Here is a 20,797-nt window from a genome sequence, read left to right as displayed (position 1 = left end):
GCGATGAGTACAAAAAGGCAACGGGGTGGTGGGCTACTGCCAGTTTCTGACAGGATTGTGCGACGGTCTATCCGGAAGCCTGCTGGTGCGGTGCGACGCCGTTGCGCCAGAGGAGAAACGGTACCAGCGCCAGGACGGCAATGCCGCCGTGTACCCAATAGGCCAGCGCAAAGCCATGGTTCTGAACCAGCCAGCCGGCAACTACATTGCTGGTCGAGGCGCCGATGCCCTGGACCGTCATGACGGCGGCCAGGCCGACATTGAAGCGGCCGGAGCCCGACAGGATGCGCTCGGCGGCGATCGGCGTGGCGATGCCGATCAGTCCGGCGCCGAGCCCGTCGAGGATCTGGACGGGATAGACCATCCAGAAATCACCGATACTGCCGGCGATCGCGCCGCGAATGGGCAGGGCGCAGAGCGCGACGATGAAGACGGCGGCAAGGCCGAAGCGGCGGATCAGAAAGGGAGCTGCGACAGCCGCGCCGATCATCGTCAGTTGTGAAACACCGGTGATCAGCGCCGTGGTGCGGAAGGGCGTTCCTAATTCGACAGAGAATTGCTGGGCGACAAGGCGGCTGATCGGCGCATTGCCGAAGTGAAAGACCAGCATGACGACGGCCAGGACCACAAGACCGGGCGTGCCGATCAGCACCGAATAGCCGGACGGGCCGGGCGCACCATCATCATGGCCGAGACCGCGGGCGACCTTGTGGTCGATCCTGGCGGGATCGATCATCAGGGTGGCGGCGACTGCACCGATGGCGGTGATGATCATCAGGGCGATGATACCGCTCATGCCGAAGAACACGGTGGCCGCGTAGACACCGGCCAGCGACACGACATTGCCGGCATGGTTCCAGAACTCGTTGCGCGACACCTGCGCCGGAAAGGCTGCCTCCCCAACGATGCCCAGTGTGAGGCCCATCAGGGCCGGGCCGATAACGGCGCCAACGATGGCTGTGACCGTCTGGCCGCCGACGACCACCGACACGTTCGGTATGGCGAGCGTCAACAGTGCCGCCACGGTGACCAGGATGACCGGCACGATGACGAGCAGGCGCTTGTACACGGTGCCATCGACCAGCGCACCGAACAAAGGTGTCGAGACCATGCCGAGAATGCCACCGAACGTGGCGATCATGCCCAGCGAAAACGGCGACCAGCCGTTCGTCGCCAGATAGGCATCGAGGAAGGGTCCTAGTCCGTCACGGGCATCTGCAAGGAAGAAGTTCAGCGCTGCAAGCGCGACCAGCGGCGTACCCGCCCTAACGGAAGTGGACGATGGCGACAAGCTAGTCTCCCGATGGCGATGAGCGAAGGGCTGGCAAGGGCAGTGTCAAGCTGGCAAGAAAGCCGTCTCTGAGGCAGGCAGGGCCTCAGCGTCCGGCAGAGACGACAATGCCGGACGCGATCAAAAGTTCCACCGTCCCGGACGGGCCTTGACCCGCTTTAAAAACCAGGCAATTGCCGGGAAAATTCTGTCTTGAAGTTGTTTACGGGAACGGTACATGCTTGCCACCGTTTACTATTGTTCTCCCAAGGATTCGAACATGCCTTTTTCACTGAATACGGCGGCTGTCTTGCCGATCGTGCTGCTCGTCCTGTCCAATATTTTCATGACCTTCGCCTGGTACGGTCATCTGAAATTCACCTCCTCGCCGCTCTACATGGCGATTATCGCCAGTTGGGGCATCGCCTTTTTCGAGTATTGCCTGGCGGTTCCGGCCAACCGGATCGGCCATGAGGTCTATTCGGCGGCGCAGTTGAAGACGATGCAGGAAGTGATCACGCTGGTGGTGTTTGCCGTTTTCTCAGTGTTCTGGCTGAAGGAATCGCTGACTTGGAACCACGCCATCGGCTTCTGCATGATCGCGGGCGGCGCGGCGTTCGTGTTCAAAGGCTAGAGTTTGCGGCTGCTAGTACTGGGACGGTGTCGGCTGGTCTTCGGTGGTGTCAGAGCGCAGCACGACACAGCCGGCGAGGCGGTCATAAATCGTCTGGCCGCGCCAGAGGATGAAGGGGCCGAACCACCAGAGGGCACCAAGGAGCCAGGCTCCGGCGCCGACGGCAAACAGTGTGCTGAAGTCTGGCGTCTGCATGTCGCGGGTGGCGTGGATGACGTCGACGAATGCGCCGGAGGCCAGTGTCGACAGTCCCGGCAGGTTTTGGGCGGCATGGATGGTGACGGCGATGCCGAGAAGGCAGGATGGCAGGAACTTCCAGATTTCTCTGGTCCGGCATTGTTTGAATGACGGCACGGTGCGCGCAACATTGAAGATGCGCAGGAACATCAAGGCCTTGCCGGGTGTGCGCCGACCGGTTGCGGTTATTCTGGCTGCGGCCAGAACGAATAGCGCCAGGAAGAAAAGCTGAAGCAGGATGGTTGACGCCGTGCTGGTCCCGGAAATGTCCAGCGGGATGGAATTTCCATCCGGATCGATGCCGATCGACACGAAGCGGCTGGAGGCTATTCCGTTTTCGGTTTTCGTGACCGTCGATATGAAGAACCGCTGCTGCATGCCGATGCTGGAATTGATGCAGATCTGGTGTGTCCGGGTTTCGTCGTCGGCCAGCGGCCATTCTGTTTCGACCTGGCGGATCAGCGGGCTGTCTGTTGTGACCTCGCATGTTGTCGATTGTCCGATATAAAAGCCGAGGTTCCAGCCGGTGACGGCCTGGAGGGGCAGGGCCAGCACCAGCAGGATGCTGTAGAAAACCGCCATATCGACAACGAACGCAACGGCACGCCGCCAGAAAAGGCGCGGTGGTCTTGCTGTGGCCATCGAAACACCAGCGTTCATCGAATTCCCCTTCAACGGCTGCTCATTCTAAGGGTTCATAGGGTGTCTGCCCTACAGCCGGCAATGGCCCAGGCGGCCTTTCGAGTGCGGTTTTTCGCGGATTGACATTTTCCAGCCGTGGCGGCATTGCGCAACATGTCCGGCCTTGGCTGGCGCTTGGCGCTGATCGCGTCCGGTCACTGCAGCAAGGCATACCAAATGCATGTGCTGGCGGCAGTGTCTGCCGTCATGGCGGCCAGGATCGTGAACAGCTTAGAATTCTCCGCTGCAAGCCATCGGCGCCTGCAGGCAGACTGAACGGGACCGGCATGCTTCTCTTGAAACTGACTTTGGTTCCCTTCTTCCTGTTTGCTGTTTCGATGGCGGCCGTACGCTGGGGACCGGGCGTGGCAGGCTGGCTTGCCGGACTGCCGATCGTGGCGGGACCGATCCTCTATCTGCTGGTGCTGGAACAGGGGCCGGTGTTTGGCGTTGGCGCCGCTGCTGCGGCCTTGTCGGCAATCTTTGCATCCGAGGCCTTCAATCTCGCCTACGCCTGGACCTGCCGCTGGTACCATTATTGCATCGCGGCGGTGATGGGGCTTGCCGCGTGGTACGCTGCGGCCATCGGCCTGACGAGCCTGCCGGGAACGCCGGCCGTTGCGCTCGGGGCGGCGCTGCTGGGCGTTGTCTCGGCGCAGACATTTCTGCCGCGCACGAATGCCGCCAGCAAGGTGATATCGATCACCCGCACCGACCTGATGATGCGCATGGTTGCCGGTGCGGTTCTGACGCTGGCCGTGACAATGCTGTCGGCCTCGCTTGGCGCACAATGGAGCGGCGTGCTGACGGTGTTCCCGCTTCTGGGATTGATCCTGTCTGTGTCATCGCAGCGCGCCTACGGGCCGGACTTCGTCGTCCGGCTGCTGCGTGGCATGGTGCTGGGGCGCTTTTCGTTCGCGGCCTTCTGCCTGTGCCTGATCTGGACGCTGCCCAGGCAGAATGCCGAGATCGCGTTTCTGGCCTCGTCGGTCGTCTCCATCACCGTTCAATGGGCGAGCAGGCAAGTGGTTGCCATGACCCGGTGAGGGCTGTCGCCGTACGGTTCGCCGCTTCCGGCTCCTGAAGCGGCGAAGGCGAAACACTGGCGGGGCGCCGTCGATCAGGCCGCGCGCAGCCAGACGCCATGAACCCAACCGGAGAAATCCGGATCACCGTTGTCGTTCAGCACCGACACATAGCGCCAGCTGCCTTCCTGCTCGTGGACAAGCACCGGCGTGCCATCCGACAGGGCGTCCGGCCGCACTTTCGGATGTTCGGCCCCAGGTCCGGAGCGGATGTTGAGGCCGGTGGGCGAGCGTACCCGCCAGATCGCACTGTCCTCGTCGGCATCGCCGACGACCCGGGTTTCGAAATCCGCCATGCTCCACGCCGGGCCTGGATCGGATTTGCGGCCGGGGGAGATGTCGTCGTGGCCTAGGATCTCGTCTATGCCATAGGCAGAGCAGATGGCCTTGGATGCAGCCACGCAGGCGTCGATCTGCGCCTGTGTGAACGTTTCCCATCCGATGACGGGACCGCCGAACTTGTGACGGGCCTGAACGACGAAACCGGGATCGACCGGAATGCCGGTCCAGGACAGCCAGCCGGTTCCTGTCCGGTTCAACGGTCCCCAATTTTCCAGCTCGATGCCGATCGAGGTGCTGTTCAGGGCCGTGTGTTTCTTTCCCGCCTTGTCCGTCCACATGCTTTTGCCGGCGTGCCAGGCCTTGACGTTGAGGGGCACGCATTGGGTAATACGGCCGGCGCGGTCGATGACCAGATGGGCCGAGACTTCGGCACTGGGCTTGGCGAAGTAACGGGCCATGTCGTTGCCAAGCCCCGACGCGGTAAAATGAATGATCAGAAACTGCGGCTCAATCTCTCCGCCGATATTGGGAGAGCGGATGAACTCGACATTGCTGCCACCTGACGAAAGCTTATGATTCTTGACGGTGTAATTCATGGTTTTCTCCCAAGTTGCGCATTCTCCGCGCGGCATGAGAGTAACAAAAAAGACGGTTGATACAACTTAATATTGTATTTGTAGTTGAGTAAATTTTAGGTTGTAGTTGGTTGTATAGTCCAACGGTTTTCGTCCAGCAGCCTTCGGGCTGCGTGAAAACAAGGGAACGGGTGGATCCGCAAAGCGCCGTCCGATCCGGCTGAGGCGCTGGGGCAGAGGCGCGGCGGAAAACCGCTATTTGTTTTCGCCAAACAGCGTGTCGAGGATTTTTCCTTCCAGTCGCGCCAGTTCCGGCGAGCCGTGACGGCGGGGACGCTCAAGCGGAATATCGAGGTCGAGCGCGATCCTGCCATGATCGATGACGATGACGCGGTCGGCCAGCGCCACCGCTTCGGCGACATCGTGGGTGACCAGAACGGCGGTGAATGTCTGCTGTTGCCAGATGCTTTCGAGCAGATGCTGCATTTCGATACGCGTCAGCGCGTCGAGCGCCCCGAGTGGTTCATCGAGTGCCAGAATATAGGGGTGGGCGACAAGGGCGCGGGCAAGGGCGACGCGCTGGCGCTGACCGCCGGAAAGGACGGACGGCCATTCTTCGGCACGGTCGGCAAGGCCGACCTCGTTGAGAATGGCGAGCGACTTTTCGCGGGCTTGCGTGCCCTTGGCGATGCCGGTCAGGCCGACCTCGACATTTTTGGCGATCTTGGCCCAGGGCAGAAGACGCGGTTCCTGAAACATGATGCGGGTGCGGTTTTCACCTTGCGCGCCCTTGTTGACGGTCAGCGTACCGGATGTTGGCTTGTCGAGGCCCGTCAGGAGGCGCAGCAACGTGCTCTTGCCGCAGCCGCTCTTGCCGATGACGGCGATGAATTGGCCGGCGGGCACATCCAGATCGATATTGTCGAGCACGGTCTTGTCGCCGAATTTTCGGCTGATGCCACGGAAGGAGAAGGCGATATCGCGGTTGTCGCGCTCGCGCGGCTGGGGGGCGGCGTAGGGAAACCATTGGCCCGGGGCCGTTTCCCGCAGCGCGCGCGCTTCCGCTGTTTCCTTGGCCGAATGAACTGGCTTGATTTTTTGATCGAGGGCGATGACGGACATTTTCGGTACTCCGTATTTCGTTTCGCGAGAAATCAGGCGGTCTGGAAGGCGGGATGCCATTGCAGCGTCAGCCGTTCCAGCAACCGGGCAAAGCTGTCGGCGAGCTTGCCGAGCAGGGCGTAGATCAGGATCGACAGGACGACGACATCGATCAGCAGGAACTCACGGGCCTGCATGGCCATGTAGCCGAGGCCGGAGGAGGCGGCGATGGTTTCGGCGACGATCAGCGTCAGCCACATGATCCCCAGTGCATACCGCAGGCCGACAAAAATGGCGGGCAGGGCGCCGGGCAGGATGACGCGGAAGAACAGCGTGGTGCGCGACATGCCGTAGACGCGGCCCATCTCGACCAGCTGCGGATCGACGCTTTGGATGCCGAGCAGCGTGTTGACATAGATCGGGAAGAACACGCCGAGCGCCACGAGGAAGAGCTTTGCTTCTTCATCGATACCGAACCAGAGGATGACCAGCGGGATCAGCGCCAGATGCGGGATGTTGCGGACCATCTGCAGCGTCGTATCGGTCAGATTGCGCGACAGGCCGGACAGGCCGTTGGCAAGGCCGAAGATCAAGCCGATCGAGCCGCCGATGACGAAGCCGGACAAAGCACGGGCGGTGCTGACGCCGATATTGCGGACAAGCTCGCCCGACAGGAGCAGACGCCAGAACGCTTCGGCTACAGCCGAGGGCGCTGCCATGACATTGGGCGAGATCAGCCCAGTGCGGGCGGCAATTTCCCAGGCAAGAACGATCAAGGCTGGAAGCAGCCAGCCGGTGCCGTTGCGGAGGATCGATTGAGCTGTGGATTTCATCGTCTAACCTTCACTCAAGCATTTCCGCTTTTCTTCGAAACGCGAAAACGTTTCATCTCTTTGTTTTACGCAATTCCGGACGCAAAACCGCAGTGCACTTTTGCTGGAATTTCTCTTCCGCGTGCCGGCCCGGATCGACCGGCACGCCGCAGCATTTCCTGGGAGGAAATCAGTTCGTCGGTGCCGTCCACACAGCATCGGCAATGGTGATCTGCTTGGGGATCAGCCCCAGCTTGAAGAACCGGTCGGCAGTCTGCTGCTGGCTGGCGATGATCTCCGGGGTGATCGGTTCGATGCCGAACACGGTGCGGTTGGCGGCAATCGTCTGCGCTTCCAGCGGCACGCCGGTGACCTCATGCAGGGCCTCGGCCACCTTTTCGCGGTTGGCATCGGCCCAGGCTGCGGCTTCCTTCAGCGCGGCGATGGTGGTGCTGACCGTTTCCGGATGCTCCTTGGCGAAGTCACGATTGGCAAGGAAGTAGGTCTTGACGTTCAGGGTCTCGGCCGAGGTGGTCAAAATGCGCGGCTTGTAGCGGGTCTCGGCGATGGCGAAGAAGGGATCCCAGACGGCCCAGGCGTCGATCTTGTCGCTGGCAAAGGCTGCGGCCGCATCGGCAGGGCTCAGATAGACCGGGGTGATATCCTTGAAATCGATGCCGGCCTTTTCCAGCGCCGCAACGACAAGATTATGGGCCGAGGTGCCTTTGCCGACGCCGATCGTTTTGCCCTTTAGGTCGGCCAGCGACTGGATCGGCGATTCCGGCTTGACGAAGATGGCTTCGCCGGCGCCGTTGGAGGGAAGAGCGGCGACATAGGTGATGGCGGAGCCTGCGGCCTGGCCGAAGATTGGCGGCGCATCGCCGGTCCAGCCGACATTGATCGAGCCGACGTTCAGCGCTTCCACCAGCGGCGGGCCGGCGGTGAATTCAACCCAGGAAACGGTGATGCCTTTCGGCTCGAGCGCCTTTTCGATGATCTTCTGCTGGCGGGCGATCACCGGCAGGCCGGTCTTCTGATAACCGATCTTGAACTCGGTCAATTCGGCGGCCGACACGCCGGTGGCAGATAGGCCGGAGGCGGCGAACAGGCTGGTGGCCAGCAGGCCAGCGCCGAACAGGCGTCTTGTCAGTGTGAACATCGATCCCTCTATGGTTGGCGGACGCTGTCCGCTTGACGTGGGATCATGCTAGTTAAATCGACTGAGATTATAGAGTTTATTTATTTTGTAGATTGAACGCGCAGGGAAACGCTTTTCCGTGACGGGAGGGCAATCGGCGGGATTTTTCCGTTGCGGTTGTCATCTGGCTTGTGGGGTATCGACGCGAGAGCGTGCAAAAGCCCCGGGCGGACAGCCGACGCGGCGGCGAAATGCGGTGCTGAAGGCGCTGGCGGATTCGTAGCCGATGTCTTCGGCCAGGCGATCGAGTGACGTGCCGCCACGGCTGAGCGTGTCCTTGGCCAGCGTCATGCGCCAGCGCGCCAGATATTCCATCGGGGCGCAACCGATCACGGCGCTGAAACGCGCGGCGAAAGCCGACCGCGACATGCCTGCCAGTTTTGCCAAATCCGCCACGGTCCATCCGGCGCTGATTTCGGCATGCATCGCATTGAGTGCACGGGCAAGTGCTGCATCCTGCATTCCGGCGAGCAGGCCGGTGGGCAGGGTAGTGGCCGCAGCGCCAGGCCAGCGCAGGCATTCCATCAGCAGTACCTCAAGCAGTCGTTCGAGGATCATGTCACGGCCGGGCCGGCTGGCTGCGCATTCTTCCATGATCAGATCGATGACTACGGCGAGCCGCCCCGTGCTGCCATTGGCGGCGCTGATGCGGATGATCTTCGGCAGAAGGGCGACGAGAAGCGGTGCATTGACCGGATTGAGCCGAAAACTGCCACCGAGCATGCGGAAATCGGGCTCGCCGTCGGGATCACCATGGCGGATGTCAGTAGCGGACGGCTGGCCGGCGACGCATCGCGCACCCGGCCGGCTGAGCATGTCGAAGGCGGGCGAGGCTGGCAGCAGGACAAAGTCGCTACGTGCGAGCAACACCGGATCGTCCTTTTCGACCGCCAGCCAGCACTGGCCGGACAGAACGATGGCAAAACCCGGAGCCCCATAGGCCGGATAGCGGACGCCCCATTCTCCCTTGCCGGTGATCGGCTTTGAGAAGACGGCATGTGGGCGAAGCAGGCTGATGATATCGCTGAAAGGGTCCATTTGGACGATCCGTAATGAATTGTGGATTTATGATTATATATCGTCTCACCGTTTTGTCTATCTTGAGGACAACAGATTATGGAGACCTGAATGACCAAGACCATCCTCATCACCGGCACCTCGTCGGGCTACGGCAAGGCGATTGCCGAACTTTTTCTGGCGCGTGGCTGGAATGTCATCGCTACCATGCGGCAACCGGACGCCAGCTTGTTTGCGGCGACCTCGGAGCGCCTGCTGGTCCTGCCGCTCGATGTGACAAAGGCGGAAACGATCGACAAGGCCATTGCCGATGGTGTTGCGGCCTTCGGGACAATCGATGTGCTGGTCAACAATGCCGGCATCGGCATGGCCTCGGTCGTCGAAGTCACGCCGGACAGCACAATCCAGGAGATCTTCCAGACCAACACGTTTGGGGTGTTTTCCGTTTGTCGGGCGATCATTCCACAGATGCGCGCTCAAGGGCGCGGCACCATCGTCAATGTTACGTCGAGCGTCACGCTCGGCGTCATGCCGCTGGTGGCGATCTATGCCGCCAGCAAATGCGCAGTCGAGGGGTATACAGAGTCCCTGTCCTACGAACTGGAACTGTTCAACATCAAGGCGCGGCTGGTGGAGCCGGGACTGGGGCCAACCACCGGCTTTGCCGCCAATGGCGGCGAGCGTATGCAGGGGCTGATTCCGCAGGATTACGCCGCCTTTGCGCAGGCCTATTTCGGCATCATGGGAAATTATCCCACAGCCTATTGCACTGAGGCCGAGGTTGCCGAGGCGACGTTTGCAGCGGCGACGGAAGACGGCGATGCGATCCGTTTTCCGGCCGGTGCCGACAGCAAGATGCTGGCGAAACTGCGCTGGTCGACCTCGGAAGAGCATTATCTGTCGAAAATGCGGGAGATGTTCCGGCCGGTCATCCCGGCGTAGACAAAAGATCATGGCGGGGCAGGGAGCTGTCCCGCCGTTCAATCCAAAAGGTCGAACGCGCGAAAAATCCAGATGATCTGGTAGCTCAGGCCCGCGATCAGGAAAGTTGCGTGGAAACGCCGGTTAGCGGTGAGTGCAGCGATGATGCACAGGACAATATAGGTCGCGTTTCTGAGAGGGTATTCCAGTCCGTAGGACAGGAAATAGGTCTTTCCCTTGACGGCGGTGTCGATGAGATCGACGGCGTAGGCCAGCGCCAGGAAGCCGAAGAACCAGGCGCGGCGCGACATGAAATAGTGTTCGTAGCCGCTGTAATCCTCCATCGAGGTGGGAAACAAGAGGACGCAGAGAAAGAAGAAGATGCAGCAATAGGAGATGACGAAGAGATAGACGCTGAAATCGATCACCGGTACGGAATGTAGCCGGTATTCCCACCACCAGAAGTAAATCAGGAAGAGGAACATGAAGAGCACCCAGCCGAGGTGCAGCCAGTAGATTTTCGTCTTGCCGGGGTGCTGGACGAACAGCGCCAAGCCGGTCAGCAGACGGGCCATCGACAGGCTGATGACCATGCCCATGACGACGCGGATATGCGAGAAAATCTGCGGATCGACGGGCTGGTCCATGGCTCACGCCTCTGTGGTTGTCATGCCTCTTGCATCAGGCTTCCGGCGGCACCGGCTTCGGGTGGCCGGCCTCGTCCAGCGCCACCATGACAAACAGCGCATCGGTGACCTTGTCCATCCGGTCGGAGAGATAGCGCTGCGCCCAGACCTCGACCTTGAGCGTCATCGACGTGCGGCCGACCTTGACGACATCGGTATAGATGCACAGCGTATCGCCGATCTTCACCGGCATTTCAAAGGCCATTTCCTTGACGGCGGCGGTGACGACGCGGCCACGGGCGCGCTCGGCAGCGCGGATGCCGCAGGACAGGTCCATCTGCGCCATGACCCAGCCGCCAAAGATATCGCCCGCCGCATTGGCGTCGGCCGGCATGGCCAGCGTGCGCAGGGTGAGGTCGCCGTTCGGTTTGGCCATGGTCATCGCTCTCCGTTTGGTTCGATGTAACCCGATGAGGCGCAATCGGAAAAGACCCTTTTGGGAAATATCGTCCAGCACGGCTGTGCGGGGTGTACGGTGTGAACAAAGGGTAAATTCAGTATTGTCAATTTTAGGGGTACCTTGTTAGGAAGTTCGAAAATTCCGACCCGTATCGTGCGGCCATAAAAATCTGAGGGGATTTGGCTGTATGAAACATTTCCGTATTTCCGTGCGTCTGTATGCGCTGGTGGGGCTGGCGCTTCTGACCATGGCCGCCGTCATGACGCTTGGGCTGTTCCAGGAGCAGGACAAGTTGGTGGCGCAGCGCAAGGCCATGCTGGAGGCGATGAACGAGAACGCGGTGACCGTGTTCGATGCCTATCACAAGCAGGAACAGGCCGGTACGCTCAGCCAGAAGGACGCGCAGGCGCGCGCCATCGAGGCGATCCGGGCGATGCGCTATCAGGACAGCGGCTATTTCTTCATCACCGACATGAAAAGCATGATGATCATGCACCCGATCAAACCGGCGCTTGATGGCACCGACCAGACGGACAACAAGGACCCGACCGGCAAGCACATTTTCGTCGAGTTTGCCAAGAAGGTGGCTGCGGAAGGCAAGGGTTTCGTCGATTATTACTGGCCGAAGCCCGGTGCCGAAGAGCCGGTGCTGAAATATTCGCATGTGGCCGGTTTTGCGCCCTGGGGCTGGATCGTCGGCACCGGCGTCTACGCCGACGACCTCGCTGCCATGTTCAAGGACGGCCTGATCCAGGTGGCCGTGATCTGCGGTCTGGCAGCACTGGTCATTCTGTTGGCCGCCTTCTCGATCGTGCGCAGCGTTGTCGGCCCGATCGAGCGTCTGAAGACGTCTATGCGGGCGATTGCCGACGAGGATGTTTCGTCTGCCATTCCGGAAACCGACCGCAAGGACGAGATCGGCCAGATGGCCGGTGTGCTGGCGGTGCTTCGGGATTCGGTCAAGGAACGCATCGGCTTGCGGCAACGTGAAGCCGAGCAGCAGAGCCTGATCGATGACGAGCGGCGCAGCAACGAACATCGGGCGCAATCCGACGCGCAGACGCAGGCCGATGCCATGGGGGCCATCGGCAGTGCGCTGGAAAAGCTGGCAGGCGGCGACCTGACGGCGGAAATCGTCCGGATCGCCCCGGAATATTCCAAGCTGCGCGATGATTTCAATACCGCTGTCACGGCACTGCGCGGCGTCATCCAGTCGATCGCGCATTCGACCGAGGTGGTCTATGAAAGCGCCGGTGACATTTCCGAAGCTGCCAACAACCTGTCGCGCCGCACCGAACAGCAGGCGGCGGCTCTTGAGGAAACCGCAGCGGCGCTGGACGAGATCACCTCGACGGTCAAAAGCGCCTCCGACCGCGCTGCGGAGGCGCGTGAAATGGTCAACGAGACGAAGGGCAGTGCCGCGAAGTCCGGCGATATCGTCCGCAACGCCATTGCTGCGATGACCCGGATCGAAGGCTCCTCCACCAAGATCAGCCAGATCATCGGCGTTATCGACGAGATCGCCTTCCAGACCAATCTGCTGGCGCTGAATGCCGGCGTCGAGGCCGCAAGGGCAGGTGAAGCCGGTCGTGGCTTTGCCGTTGTTGCGCAGGAAGTGCGTGAACTGGCACAGCGTTCGGCCGGTGCCGCCAAGGAGATCAAGGAGCTGATCCGCAACTCGGCCACCGAAGTCGAGACCGGCGTGACGCTGGTGCGCTCCACCGGCGAGGCACTGACGGAAATCGAAAGCCTGGTCAACCAGGTGAACGAGCATGTGGCCTCGATCGCCACAGCCGCCCGCGAGCAGGCAACCGGGCTTGCCGAAGTCAACACGGCCGTCAACAGCATGGACCAGATGACCCAACAGAACGCTGCCATGGTCGAGGAGACGACGGCGGCCAGCCAGACATTGGCGCAGGAAAGCCGCGAGCTGAAGAGCCTGCTGCAGACTTTTCGCCTTTCGACGGGTAACAGACAGGGCAGCTACAGCCGCGCTGCCTGATCCCATTCAAAAAGACGGAAACGCCGATTGCCCGCGTTCGAATGGACGCGGGCTTTTTCGTGTACTGGAATGATTGTAGGGCGTGGCCACGTACCATCACCGGTTTTGAGTGTTACTGGCAGCTCGTTTGATCGGTGTGCTTGACCCGAACGGATTTCCCATCAGAATGCGGCTGTGATTCAAGGAGTTACAGTATCCTGCCGTATGGGCGGGGACATGTGACCCCACAAGGAGGGGGAGGACTGCAAATGACGCTGTTTCAACGTGTTGTGATCCGTGTGGCCGCGCTGATGGCGCTTGGGGTGCTCTCCGCATGCACCGTTGTGGTCGATGAGCCCGGTGGGCGGCCGTATCCGCGGCCGGAACCGTCGAACCCGCAAATGTGCACGATGCAATATGATCCGGTCTGCGGCGAGCGCGGCAACAACCGCCGGACTTTTGGTAATGCTTGCCAGGCGCGGGTGGAAGGATTTCGGATTACCGGCCGTGGCGAATGCCGTCCGCAAAGGCCCGATTTCGGCGGCGACCGGCCACAGGTCTGCACGCGTGAATATGCACCGGTCTGCGCCCGCCAGGGACGGCGCGAGCAGACATTTGCAAACGGCTGCATGGCCGAAGCGCAAGGGTTTCGCGTGATTGGCCGTGGCGAATGCGAGCGCGGAAACGGCAGGCCCGGTGATGGCTCGGGCATGCGCCCGCCGCGCGAGCCGGATCGCCGGCCGCAGGCTTGCACCCGCGAGTTCGCCCCGGTCTGCGCCCGTCAGGGCCGCCGCGAGCAGACATTCCAGAATGCCTGCACGGCGCAGGCGCAAGGGTTCCGTGTGGTCGGCAACGGAGATTGCCGCTGAACTGAAAAAAAACGGACCGCTCCGGTTGGCGCGGTTCGTTTTGCGTTGATGACGACTGGAGTTGATCGTGTTGCGCATTCTTTCCTTGAACGCCTGGGGTGGGCGAATTCACGCGCCGCTGATGCGCTATCTGGTTGATGTGGATGCCGATGTGATCTGCCTGCAGGAGGTGGCGCGCACGCCTTCTGCACCATCCGACTGGCTGATCTATCGGGACCATGGCGTCGAGTTGCCGCAACGCGCCAATCTGTTCGATGAAATCCGTGCAGCTCTGCCGAAGCACGACGCCTTCTTCGCTCCGACGGCGCGGGGGGATCTGTTCGATGGTGACCGGGCTATCCCGTCCGAATTCGGACTGGCCACGTTCGTGCGTACGTCGCTGACCGTGATCGCCCAAGCACAGAATTTTGTGCACGGTGCGTTTTCGCCTGACGGATGGGGGCCGCATCCACGAGCCCGCAATGCCCACTGCCTGCGCTTGTTCGATAACGAAGACGGGTTTTCGATCACCATCGCGCAGATGCACGGTCTGAGGGACATCGCCGGCAAGGGCGACACACCGGCGCGCGATGCGCAGACACAGGCGCTGGTCGAACTGATCGGGCGGGTCTGGCACGGCGACGAGCGGCTGGTGGTCTGCGGCGATTTCAATGTTTTGCCAGACAGCCGGATGTTCGGAGCTTTGGCAGAGCTTGGCTTGACGGACCTGATCACATCGCGCGGTCATACTGACACCCGCACCTCCTATTACGAAAAGCCGGGGCGTTTTGCCGACTACATGCTGGTGACGCCGGATGTCGAGATCATTCGCTTCGATGCGGCCGCTGAACCGGAGGTTTCCGACCACCGCGCTTTGCTTTTGGAGATGCGTTAGGCGATCGGGTTGCCGTGATGAAAAAAATCGAGTGGCCAGCATTTTTTCGTGGTGCGTGTCGATCGCCGCCGAGACCGTTCGTCGTAGAGGTACGGGCATGAGCCCGCGTGACGACCGGACCTTCAAGGAGAACCGCAATGCCCAAGATGATTTTCGTCAATCTGCCTGTTGCCGACCTGGCCAAAGCCACCCGCTTCTATCAGGTGATTGGATGCGAAAAGAACGAGCAGTTTAGCGACCACAGCTCGGCCAGCATGGTCTGGTCGGAAACGATCACCTTCCAGCTGGCGAGCCCGGATTATTTCGCGACCTATACGCCAAAGCGGATTGCCGACGCGCATGCAACGACGGAAGTGCTGCTGGCCTTGTCGATCGACAGCCGGAAGGAGGTGGACAGACTGGCCGAAGCAGGCGCTGCTCATGGAGGCAAAGCCGATATTCGCGAGCGTCAGGATAGCGGCTTCATGTATAACCGTGCCGTCGAAGATCCTGATGGCCACATATTCGAACTGATGTGGATGGACATGAGCGCAGTCTGACCGGGCGGGCAGGTTGTGAGGGAATGGAGGAACTGCTGCAGATGCCAATCGATGTGACCACGATCGGGTTCACCCAAAGCACTGCGGCGGATTTCTTCGGCCGTATCCGGCAGGCCGGCGTCAAGCGAGTCTTCGATATCCGGCTGCACAATACCTCGCAGCTTGCCGGTTTCGCCAAGGCTGCGGACCTGCCGTATTTCCTCAAAGAGCTTTGTGGCGCCGATTATGTGCTTCAGCCGCTTCTGGCGCCGACGGAGGAGATCCTGACGTCTTTCAAGAAAGAGAAAGGCGACTGGAACACGCTGCGCCACCGGTTCATGAACCTGATGGAAGAGCGGCAGATCGAAACGCGGCTTGAGCCTTCAGCGTTTGAAGGGAGCTGCCTGCTCTGTTCCGAGGCGCTGCCGCATCACTGCCACCGTCAACTGGTCTGCGAATATCTGGATAGGAAATGGGGCGGCAGGCTCACCGTCCGCCATCTCTGAGCGGGCGGCGTTCCGCCATTCCGCACCGCCATACCCAGAACCGGTGAAGCCTTCGAAAGGCTTCGTTTACCCTGTTTGCATAAAATCCGCTTCAATTCCGGCCTTTCCCATCCTGCGCCTGCCTTTCGACACAGGCGGCCCGCAGGTTTTCAAGCGGGACAGGGCGGGTGCAGATGGTGCGTTTCGAGGCATCGTCACGGTAGAGGCGGCAAGTGAGTATGGCGTATGTTTCCCTTTTCCGCAGGCCGGTGGCCGTTTTCGTCCTGTCATTGTCTCTGGCGGCCTGTTCGACGGATGATCTCACGCCGCCGGGCCGTATCGATCAATCCGCGCGGGTGAGTGCCATCAAACCTGTGAACGGCCATGCGCGCGGCTCGCGCGAAAATCCCTATCCTGCAGCCAGCACGCCGGTCAGCACTTTTTCTGAAAACTCCGATGATGCCGTACCTGCCGATCCGCGCCTGCAGGCGTCCAGCCAGCGGCTGCCGATGATCGACAGCGAGGCAGCGCCGCAACCGCTTGCCGTTGCCAGCGCGCAGTCGATGACCGTGCCTTCCGAGGGTGTCAACATGGACGCGATGATGGGGGTCGAAACCGGCTCGACACCGGTTGTCGGTCTGGCTGAGGAACAGAACCGCGATTATGGCCGGGGCAATGCGAGCGCCAGAGGCAATGAGATTGCCGAAGGCAATGCCAGCCAGCCGGTGGTCGGTGGCATCGGTGGCGACAGCGTGCAACAGCTTGGCGGGCCACAGGCCATGCAGGCGGCATCCGCTGACCCGGGCTACGACCCCGACCTGCCGCCGCTTAACGCTGAAAAGCAGGCCGCCGAGGACGGGCGCAAGGCGCAGTTTCTTGATCAGCAGCAGCGTGTGATGCTGCGCAAGCAACAGGTCCAGGAAGAACAGCAGGTGGCTTTCCTGCCGCGTGCGGGCAATCCTCTGTCGGAATCCGAGCCTGATTTCACCGGGCGGATGCCGGCCGCGGAAGTCGCCTGCCGCCAGCGGCTGAGGAAGCTGCGGGTCGAATTCACCGATATTCCGCGCATTTCCAACGGCAAGGCCTGCGGTATCGATTATCCGATCCAGCTGACCGGTCTTTCCGGTGGTATCGATATCAAACCGGCCGTCAAGCTCAACTGCGAGGTGACGGAAGCCTTTGCCAAATGGGTGAAGAACGAACTGGCGCCCTCGGCCCGCTACCGCTATCTCTCCGGCATCAAGACAATCAAGCCGCTGGGCGGTTATTCCTGCCGGACGATGAATTCCAAACGCGGCAATCCGATGTCGGAGCACGCGCATGGCAATGCCATCGATGTTGGCAAGTTCGTGTTGAATTCCGGCAAGGAGATCGATGTGCGCAAGCCCGGCTTCTTCGCCTTCCGCGAAAAAGGCCTGCTGAAGGCGGTGCGCAGCGACAGTTGCAAATATTTCAACACGGTGCTTGGTCCCGGCAGCGATCCGCAGCACAAGGATCATTTCCATTTTGATCTGAGAGAACGCAAGTCCGGCTACCGGCACTGCGATTGATCGGAGGGCGTGCAATCGCGAGTCCACCCGGTTTACGGTAATCGTCTTGCTATGCCGGGTTGAAGGCGATTATTGCGGCTTCGCGTGGACGAAAACGGGGATTTGCAATGGACACCAGAACCTATCTCGGCGGCTGCCTGTGCCGGCATATCCGCTTCCGGGCAACAGGCACACCCGGCAATCCCCACTCCTGCTCGTGTGAAAACTGCCAGCGGCATTCCGGCGCACAGACACTCTGCTGGGTGGAGTTTTCAAGCGACGCCGTCGAATGGACCGGCGAGGGCGGAATGCCATCGGTCTATCGTTCGTCCGATTATTCCAGCCGTTCCTTCTGCCCTAAATGCGGCAGTACATTGGGCGCGGTCGATGATGAGCCGGTGATTGCGCTGGTCACCGGCAGTTTCGATGTGCAGGACGTTGAGGAATTGCGCCCGCTATCGCATTCGTTCGAGGATGTGCGCCCCGGCTGGTGGAAAATCCCGGCTGCGGGTTAAGTCAGGCCGAACCAGTTCGAGCTGCTGCGCGCAAAAAAATGGCCGGTGAAAACCGGCCTAAAATGAACCTTACCGAAGAGGGGACTGCCGGAGGTTCTTGCAAATCACGGGAGAGTCTGTGTCCCACGGTGCGACCATGGCCGGTGACCATCACCGTTTGATGACAGGATGGGGAAAACATTGCTGGCTGTCTCCGCAGTGATTTCTCAGTCGCCTGCGGCTCTGCTGCGCCGTTCGCGTGCCGTCCGGCGGATGATCTCGGCGATCTCCGGGCTGCCGCACATCATCACCAGATCAATCGTATATGTAGCCGCGAATTTCTGCCGCTACGGGCAGAACCTCTTCATTTCCTTGCAATCGGTGGTCTATATCGTGATTGCCGACGTCGAACAGAAGGTTGTCTGGTGCGTAAGGTTTTTATCTTTTCGGCGATCCTGTTTGCTGTCACCGCACTCAGTTTAATGTGGTTCGCATATCGCCTGTCTACGGCCGCACAGGAGGTGGCGGAAGGAAGCTCATTCTGCCTTCAAGTCCCTAAAAATAGCCCGTTCAGGATAGGGACGGAATATCAAGCGGCGAGCAGTTGGCTCGACCTCACTCCGTTGACCATGAGGGGGGAAAACGTGCTGTATCACGCTGTACTGGTCGTAGATGAAGGTTCACGTTTCGCCCTTTATAACTGGTCTTACTGGTCGATGAGCTTTCGGAACGATGTCCGCGGAGGACGAGACACTGCTCGTTGGCCGATTTTATGTAGGGCTGGCAATAGTCTGCGCGGCGGACCATTGGGAGACAGAAGCCAGTTTGTTTTCCTTCGCGATGGCATTCGCTGGGTCGTCGGCAACGAATATGAACCGAGTGCGGCTTACGGGGACTACCTTTTGGACTTCCGTGCAGTCGAGCCTGACTTCAGTCCACTATCCGCCAAAGAGATCAGTCTATATGGGAATGCCTATTGGGGCATACTTATCGGGACAGGCGACAATGGAATTTTGCGGACGCGGAAATCGTTGGAAGGCTTGCTGACATCCGAGATCTTTCGCAAACCCAATTACCAAGCCGTTGCTGAGCGAGATCAAGAAGGAACTCTGATCGCGGTTGTGGCGTGTATGCCGCCCACCACTAAAAACCCGCGATCTTGCCAAAATCATTTCATACGCGACGGAATGACCTTTTCCTTCAGGCATGAACCTATGCCGAAAGAACAGTGGATCAAGCTCCAGCAAGCTCTCTCCGAGCGCGTGCGTTCGTTCGAGCATTCGCGCTGACAACTGCCTGCGTCAGGCTACCATCACCGTTCAATCAAGGTGCGACCGAAACATGGCCCACGCAGGACAAACTGTTTTCGCCTTTTCTCGATTTTGCAGCTGAAATTTTCGAAAGAACACCCCATATAGAGCATCTCCTTCCGCCTCACATTCCCCGGAACATATTTCATGGCGCCCATCGTTTCCGTTTCCAATCTGGTGAAAACCTATGCGTCCGGCTTTCAGGCGCTGAAAGATGTCAGTCTCGATATAGAGGAAGGCGAAATTCTTGCCCTGCTGGGGCCGAACGGTGCTGGCAAGACGACGCTGATCTCGATCATCTGCGGCATCGTCAATCCGACCGGCGGCACGGTGCTGGTCGGCGGCCATGATGTGGTCAAGGATTTTCGCGCCACCCGTTCGATGATCGGGCTGGTGCCGCAGGAACTGACCACCGACCAGTTCGAGACGGTGTGGAACACGGTGTCGTTTTCGCGCGGGCTGCACGGCAAGAAGCCAAACCCTGCCCATATCGAGAAGGTGCTCAAAGACCTGTCGCTGTTCGACAAGAAGGACAACATGCTGCGCGAGCTTTCCGGCGGCATGAAGCGCCGGGTGCTGATTGCCAAGGCGCTGTCGCACGAGCCGCGCGTGCTTTTCCTTGACGAGCCGACCGCCGGTGTCGATGTCAATCTGCGCAAGGACATGTGGAAGGTGGTTGCGGCGCTGCGGGAAACCGGCGTGACGATCATCCTGACCACGCATTACATTGAAGAGGCGGAAGAAATCGCCGACCGCGTCGGCGTCATCAATGGCGGAAAAATCCTTTTGATCGAGCAGAAAAAGGACCTGATGAAGAAGCTCGGCCGCAAGCAGTTGCGGATCGACCTGCAGGAGCCGCTTCCGGCTATTCCTGAAACGCTGTCGTCCTACGACCTGAAGATCGAGGATGACGGCCATTCGCTGATCTATGACTACGACACATCCGGCGAGCGTACCGGCATCACCACGCTTTTGACGGCGCTGGCGGAGGCGGGCATCCGGCTCAAGGACATCTCGACGCGGCAAAGCTCGCTCGAGGACATTTTCGTTGAACTGGTGGGAGCACGGGCATGAACCTCGAAGCGGTCAAGTCGATCTATTTCTTCGAGATGGCGCGCACGCGCCGTACGCTTTTGCAGAGCGTCGTCTCGCCTGTCATCTCCACCTCGCTCTATTTCATCGTTTTTGGCGCGGCCGTTGGGTCGCGTATCCAGGAGATCGACGGGGTGTCCTATGGCGCCTTCATCACGCCGGGGCTGATCATGCTGACATTGCTGACGCAGTGTATCGGTAACGGCTCCTTCGGCATCTATTTCCCGAAATTCACCGGCACGATCTATGAGCTTCTATCCTCGCCGGTGTCGATGACGGAGATCGTGCTCGGCTATGTCGGGGCGGCGGCGACCAAGGGCATGATGATCGGGCTGATCATCCTTGCGACCGCCTGGATGTTCGTCGATCTCTCGATCGCCCATCCCTTCGTCATGCTGCTGTTCTTCGTACTCACCGCCGTCACCTTCAGCCTGTTCGGCTTCATCATCGGTATCTGGGCCAAGGATTTCGAACAGTTGAACCTGATCCCGATGCTGGTCATCCCGCCGCTGGTCTTCCTTGGCGGCAGCTTCTACTCGGTCAACATGCTGCCGCCCTTCTGGCAGGCGGTCAGCCATTTTAACCCGGTGCTCTACCTGATCAGCGGCTTCCGCTGGAGCTTCTTCGAGATCGCCGACGTCAATCCTGTGGTGAGCTTTACGATCATCATCGCGTTTCTGGCGGTGTTGATGGGCTTGCTGACGTGGATCTTCAAGACGGGGTACCGGCTGCGAAATTAGGAAAGC

22 protein-coding genes are annotated in these 20,797 nt (G+C 60.2%); 13 read left to right on the top strand and 9 right to left on the bottom strand.

Going from position 1 to position 20,797, the window contains the following annotated elements:
- Positions 1–67: 67 nt before the first annotated feature.
- Entirely contained in the window at positions 68–1,291 is a 1,224-nt protein-coding gene (locus ACQY8Q_RS24370) for an MFS transporter (RefSeq protein WP_428429035.1), read from the bottom strand.
- Positions 1,292–1,550: 259 nt separating this feature from the next.
- On the opposite strand from ACQY8Q_RS24370, the gene ACQY8Q_RS24365 reads away from it, so the two are divergent.
- Complete coding sequence (locus tag ACQY8Q_RS24365; RefSeq protein ID WP_428429034.1) at positions 1,551–1,904, top strand: DMT family protein; 354 nt, start codon at positions 1,551–1,553, stop codon at positions 1,902–1,904.
- A gap of 12 nt (positions 1,905–1,916) precedes the next feature.
- Here ACQY8Q_RS24365 and ACQY8Q_RS24360 read toward each other — a convergent pair whose 3' ends face one another.
- Positions 1,917–2,801: an RDD family protein gene (locus ACQY8Q_RS24360; RefSeq protein WP_428429032.1), complete on the bottom strand. Its 885-nt coding sequence runs from the start codon at positions 2,799–2,801 to the stop codon at positions 1,917–1,919.
- A 308-nt stretch (positions 2,802–3,109) separates the two neighbouring features.
- On the opposite strand from ACQY8Q_RS24360, the gene ACQY8Q_RS24355 reads away from it, so the two are divergent.
- Complete coding sequence (locus tag ACQY8Q_RS24355; RefSeq protein ID WP_428429031.1) at positions 3,110–3,868, top strand: hypothetical protein; 759 nt, start codon at positions 3,110–3,112, stop codon at positions 3,866–3,868.
- A gap of 74 nt (positions 3,869–3,942) precedes the next feature.
- Here ACQY8Q_RS24355 and ACQY8Q_RS24350 read toward each other — a convergent pair whose 3' ends face one another.
- The 5 genes from ACQY8Q_RS24350 to ACQY8Q_RS24330 form a co-directional block, all read right to left on the bottom strand.
- Positions 3,943–4,785 (bottom strand): N-acetylmuramoyl-L-alanine amidase, encoded by an 843-nt coding sequence (locus tag ACQY8Q_RS24350; RefSeq protein ID WP_428429030.1) that lies wholly within the window; start codon positions 4,783–4,785, stop codon positions 3,943–3,945.
- 234 nt (positions 4,786–5,019) lie between these two features.
- Positions 5,020–5,886, bottom strand: a complete 867-nt coding sequence (locus ACQY8Q_RS24345) for an ATP-binding cassette domain-containing protein (protein WP_428429029.1) — start codon at positions 5,884–5,886, stop codon at positions 5,020–5,022.
- 32 nt (positions 5,887–5,918) lie between these two features.
- Positions 5,919–6,698 (bottom strand): ABC transporter permease subunit, encoded by a 780-nt coding sequence (locus tag ACQY8Q_RS24340; RefSeq protein ID WP_428429028.1) that lies wholly within the window; start codon positions 6,696–6,698, stop codon positions 5,919–5,921.
- Between the two features lie 169 nt (positions 6,699–6,867).
- Positions 6,868–7,836, bottom strand: a complete 969-nt coding sequence (locus tag ACQY8Q_RS24335; protein WP_428429027.1) for a sulfonate ABC transporter substrate-binding protein — start codon at positions 7,834–7,836, stop codon at positions 6,868–6,870.
- A gap of 159 nt (positions 7,837–7,995) precedes the next feature.
- Positions 7,996–8,913: an AraC family transcriptional regulator gene (locus ACQY8Q_RS24330; protein ID WP_428429026.1), complete on the bottom strand. Its 918-nt coding sequence runs from the start codon at positions 8,911–8,913 to the stop codon at positions 7,996–7,998.
- A gap of 90 nt (positions 8,914–9,003) precedes the next feature.
- Here ACQY8Q_RS24330 and ACQY8Q_RS24325 point away from each other — a divergent pair, with 90 nt between their 5' ends.
- Positions 9,004–9,834, top strand: coding sequence for an SDR family oxidoreductase (locus tag ACQY8Q_RS24325; protein WP_428429025.1), 831 nt, complete (start codon positions 9,004–9,006; stop codon positions 9,832–9,834).
- A 38-nt stretch (positions 9,835–9,872) separates the two neighbouring features.
- Here the strand turns inward: ACQY8Q_RS24325 and ACQY8Q_RS24320 are convergent, their stop codons facing one another.
- Both ACQY8Q_RS24320 and ACQY8Q_RS24315 read right to left on the bottom strand, forming a co-directional pair.
- Positions 9,873–10,460, bottom strand: coding sequence for a hypothetical protein (locus tag ACQY8Q_RS24320; RefSeq protein WP_428429024.1), 588 nt, complete (start codon positions 10,458–10,460; stop codon positions 9,873–9,875).
- Between the two features lie 34 nt (positions 10,461–10,494).
- Complete coding sequence (locus ACQY8Q_RS24315; RefSeq protein WP_428429023.1) at positions 10,495–10,881, bottom strand: acyl-CoA thioesterase; 387 nt, start codon at positions 10,879–10,881, stop codon at positions 10,495–10,497.
- A gap of 205 nt (positions 10,882–11,086) precedes the next feature.
- Here ACQY8Q_RS24315 and ACQY8Q_RS24310 point away from each other — a divergent pair, with 205 nt between their 5' ends.
- The 10 genes from ACQY8Q_RS24310 to ACQY8Q_RS24265 all read left to right on the top strand — a co-directional run bounded on the left by ACQY8Q_RS24310 (position 11,087) and on the right by ACQY8Q_RS24265 (position 20,791).
- The gene (locus ACQY8Q_RS24310) at positions 11,087–12,901 is read left to right on the top strand and encodes a methyl-accepting chemotaxis protein (RefSeq protein WP_428429022.1); all 1,815 of its coding nucleotides are present in this window, start codon (positions 11,087–11,089) and stop codon (positions 12,899–12,901) included.
- A 248-nt stretch (positions 12,902–13,149) separates the two neighbouring features.
- Positions 13,150–13,749 (top strand): Kazal-type serine protease inhibitor domain-containing protein, encoded by a 600-nt coding sequence (locus ACQY8Q_RS24305; protein ID WP_428429021.1) that lies wholly within the window; start codon positions 13,150–13,152, stop codon positions 13,747–13,749.
- Between the two features lie 70 nt (positions 13,750–13,819).
- Positions 13,820–14,623: an endonuclease/exonuclease/phosphatase family protein gene (locus ACQY8Q_RS24300; RefSeq protein WP_428429861.1), complete on the top strand. Its 804-nt coding sequence runs from the start codon at positions 13,820–13,822 to the stop codon at positions 14,621–14,623.
- A 137-nt stretch (positions 14,624–14,760) separates the two neighbouring features.
- On the top strand, positions 14,761–15,162 hold the full coding sequence (locus tag ACQY8Q_RS24295) for a VOC family protein (RefSeq protein WP_428429020.1): 402 nt from the start codon (positions 14,761–14,763) through the stop codon (positions 15,160–15,162).
- A gap of 41 nt (positions 15,163–15,203) precedes the next feature.
- Complete coding sequence (locus tag ACQY8Q_RS24290) at positions 15,204–15,647, top strand: DUF488 family protein (RefSeq protein WP_428429019.1); 444 nt, start codon at positions 15,204–15,206, stop codon at positions 15,645–15,647.
- Positions 15,648–15,865: 218 nt separating this feature from the next.
- Positions 15,866–17,176: an extensin family protein gene (locus ACQY8Q_RS24285; RefSeq protein WP_428429018.1), complete on the top strand. Its 1,311-nt coding sequence runs from the start codon at positions 15,866–15,868 to the stop codon at positions 17,174–17,176.
- 107 nt (positions 17,177–17,283) lie between these two features.
- Positions 17,284–17,670 (top strand): GFA family protein, encoded by a 387-nt coding sequence (locus tag ACQY8Q_RS24280; protein ID WP_428429017.1) that lies wholly within the window; start codon positions 17,284–17,286, stop codon positions 17,668–17,670.
- Positions 17,671–18,074: 404 nt separating this feature from the next.
- Complete coding sequence (locus tag ACQY8Q_RS24275; RefSeq protein WP_428429015.1) at positions 18,075–18,938, top strand: hypothetical protein; 864 nt, start codon at positions 18,075–18,077, stop codon at positions 18,936–18,938.
- A gap of 168 nt (positions 18,939–19,106) precedes the next feature.
- Positions 19,107–20,033 carry an ATP-binding cassette domain-containing protein gene (locus ACQY8Q_RS24270; protein ID WP_428429014.1) on the top strand — a complete coding sequence of 309 codons (927 nt, stop codon included), beginning with the start codon at positions 19,107–19,109 and terminating at the stop codon, positions 20,031–20,033.
- Positions 20,030–20,791: an ABC transporter permease gene (locus ACQY8Q_RS24265; RefSeq protein WP_428429013.1), complete on the top strand. Its 762-nt coding sequence runs from the start codon at positions 20,030–20,032 to the stop codon at positions 20,789–20,791. Before ACQY8Q_RS24270 ends, ACQY8Q_RS24265 begins: the two co-directional genes overlap by 4 nt.
- Positions 20,792–20,797 lie beyond the last annotated feature (6 nt).

Source organism: Pararhizobium sp. (genome assembly GCF_965279435.1).
GTDB lineage: Bacteria > Pseudomonadota > Alphaproteobacteria > Rhizobiales > Rhizobiaceae > Pararhizobium.
The sequence above is the reverse complement of the archived record's forward strand: the minus strand, read 5'-3'. Positions and strand labels throughout refer to the sequence as shown.

Coding starts and splice junctions, on each gene's coding strand:
- ACQY8Q_RS24365 (WP_428429034.1), top strand. CDS start 1,551: ATGCCTTTTTCACTGAATACGGCGGCTGTCTTGCCGATCGTGCTGCTC.
- ACQY8Q_RS24360 (WP_428429032.1), bottom strand. CDS start 2,801: ATGAACGCTGGTGTTTCGATGGCCACAGCAAGACCACCGCGCCTTTTC.
- ACQY8Q_RS24355 (WP_428429031.1), top strand. CDS start 3,110: ATGCTTCTCTTGAAACTGACTTTGGTTCCCTTCTTCCTGTTTGCTGTT.
- ACQY8Q_RS24350 (WP_428429030.1), bottom strand. CDS start 4,785: ATGAATTACACCGTCAAGAATCATAAGCTTTCGTCAGGTGGCAGCAAT.
- ACQY8Q_RS24345 (WP_428429029.1), bottom strand. CDS start 5,886: ATGTCCGTCATCGCCCTCGATCAAAAAATCAAGCCAGTTCATTCGGCC.
- ACQY8Q_RS24340 (WP_428429028.1), bottom strand. CDS start 6,698: ATGAAATCCACAGCTCAATCGATCCTCCGCAACGGCACCGGCTGGCTG.
- ACQY8Q_RS24335 (WP_428429027.1), bottom strand. CDS start 7,836: ATGTTCACACTGACAAGACGCCTGTTCGGCGCTGGCCTGCTGGCCACC.
- ACQY8Q_RS24330 (WP_428429026.1), bottom strand. CDS start 8,913: ATGGACCCTTTCAGCGATATCATCAGCCTGCTTCGCCCACATGCCGTC.
- ACQY8Q_RS24325 (WP_428429025.1), top strand. CDS start 9,004: ATGACCAAGACCATCCTCATCACCGGCACCTCGTCGGGCTACGGCAAG.
- ACQY8Q_RS24320 (WP_428429024.1), bottom strand. CDS start 10,460: ATGGACCAGCCCGTCGATCCGCAGATTTTCTCGCATATCCGCGTCGTC.
- ACQY8Q_RS24315 (WP_428429023.1), bottom strand. CDS start 10,881: ATGACCATGGCCAAACCGAACGGCGACCTCACCCTGCGCACGCTGGCC.
- ACQY8Q_RS24310 (WP_428429022.1), top strand. CDS start 11,087: ATGAAACATTTCCGTATTTCCGTGCGTCTGTATGCGCTGGTGGGGCTG.
- ACQY8Q_RS24305 (WP_428429021.1), top strand. CDS start 13,150: ATGACGCTGTTTCAACGTGTTGTGATCCGTGTGGCCGCGCTGATGGCG.
- ACQY8Q_RS24295 (WP_428429020.1), top strand. CDS start 14,761: ATGCCCAAGATGATTTTCGTCAATCTGCCTGTTGCCGACCTGGCCAAA.
- ACQY8Q_RS24290 (WP_428429019.1), top strand. CDS start 15,204: ATGCCAATCGATGTGACCACGATCGGGTTCACCCAAAGCACTGCGGCG.
- ACQY8Q_RS24285 (WP_428429018.1), top strand. CDS start 15,866: ATGGCGTATGTTTCCCTTTTCCGCAGGCCGGTGGCCGTTTTCGTCCTG.
- ACQY8Q_RS24280 (WP_428429017.1), top strand. CDS start 17,284: ATGGACACCAGAACCTATCTCGGCGGCTGCCTGTGCCGGCATATCCGC.
- ACQY8Q_RS24270 (WP_428429014.1), top strand. CDS start 19,107: ATGGCGCCCATCGTTTCCGTTTCCAATCTGGTGAAAACCTATGCGTCC.
- ACQY8Q_RS24265 (WP_428429013.1), top strand. CDS start 20,030: ATGAACCTCGAAGCGGTCAAGTCGATCTATTTCTTCGAGATGGCGCGC.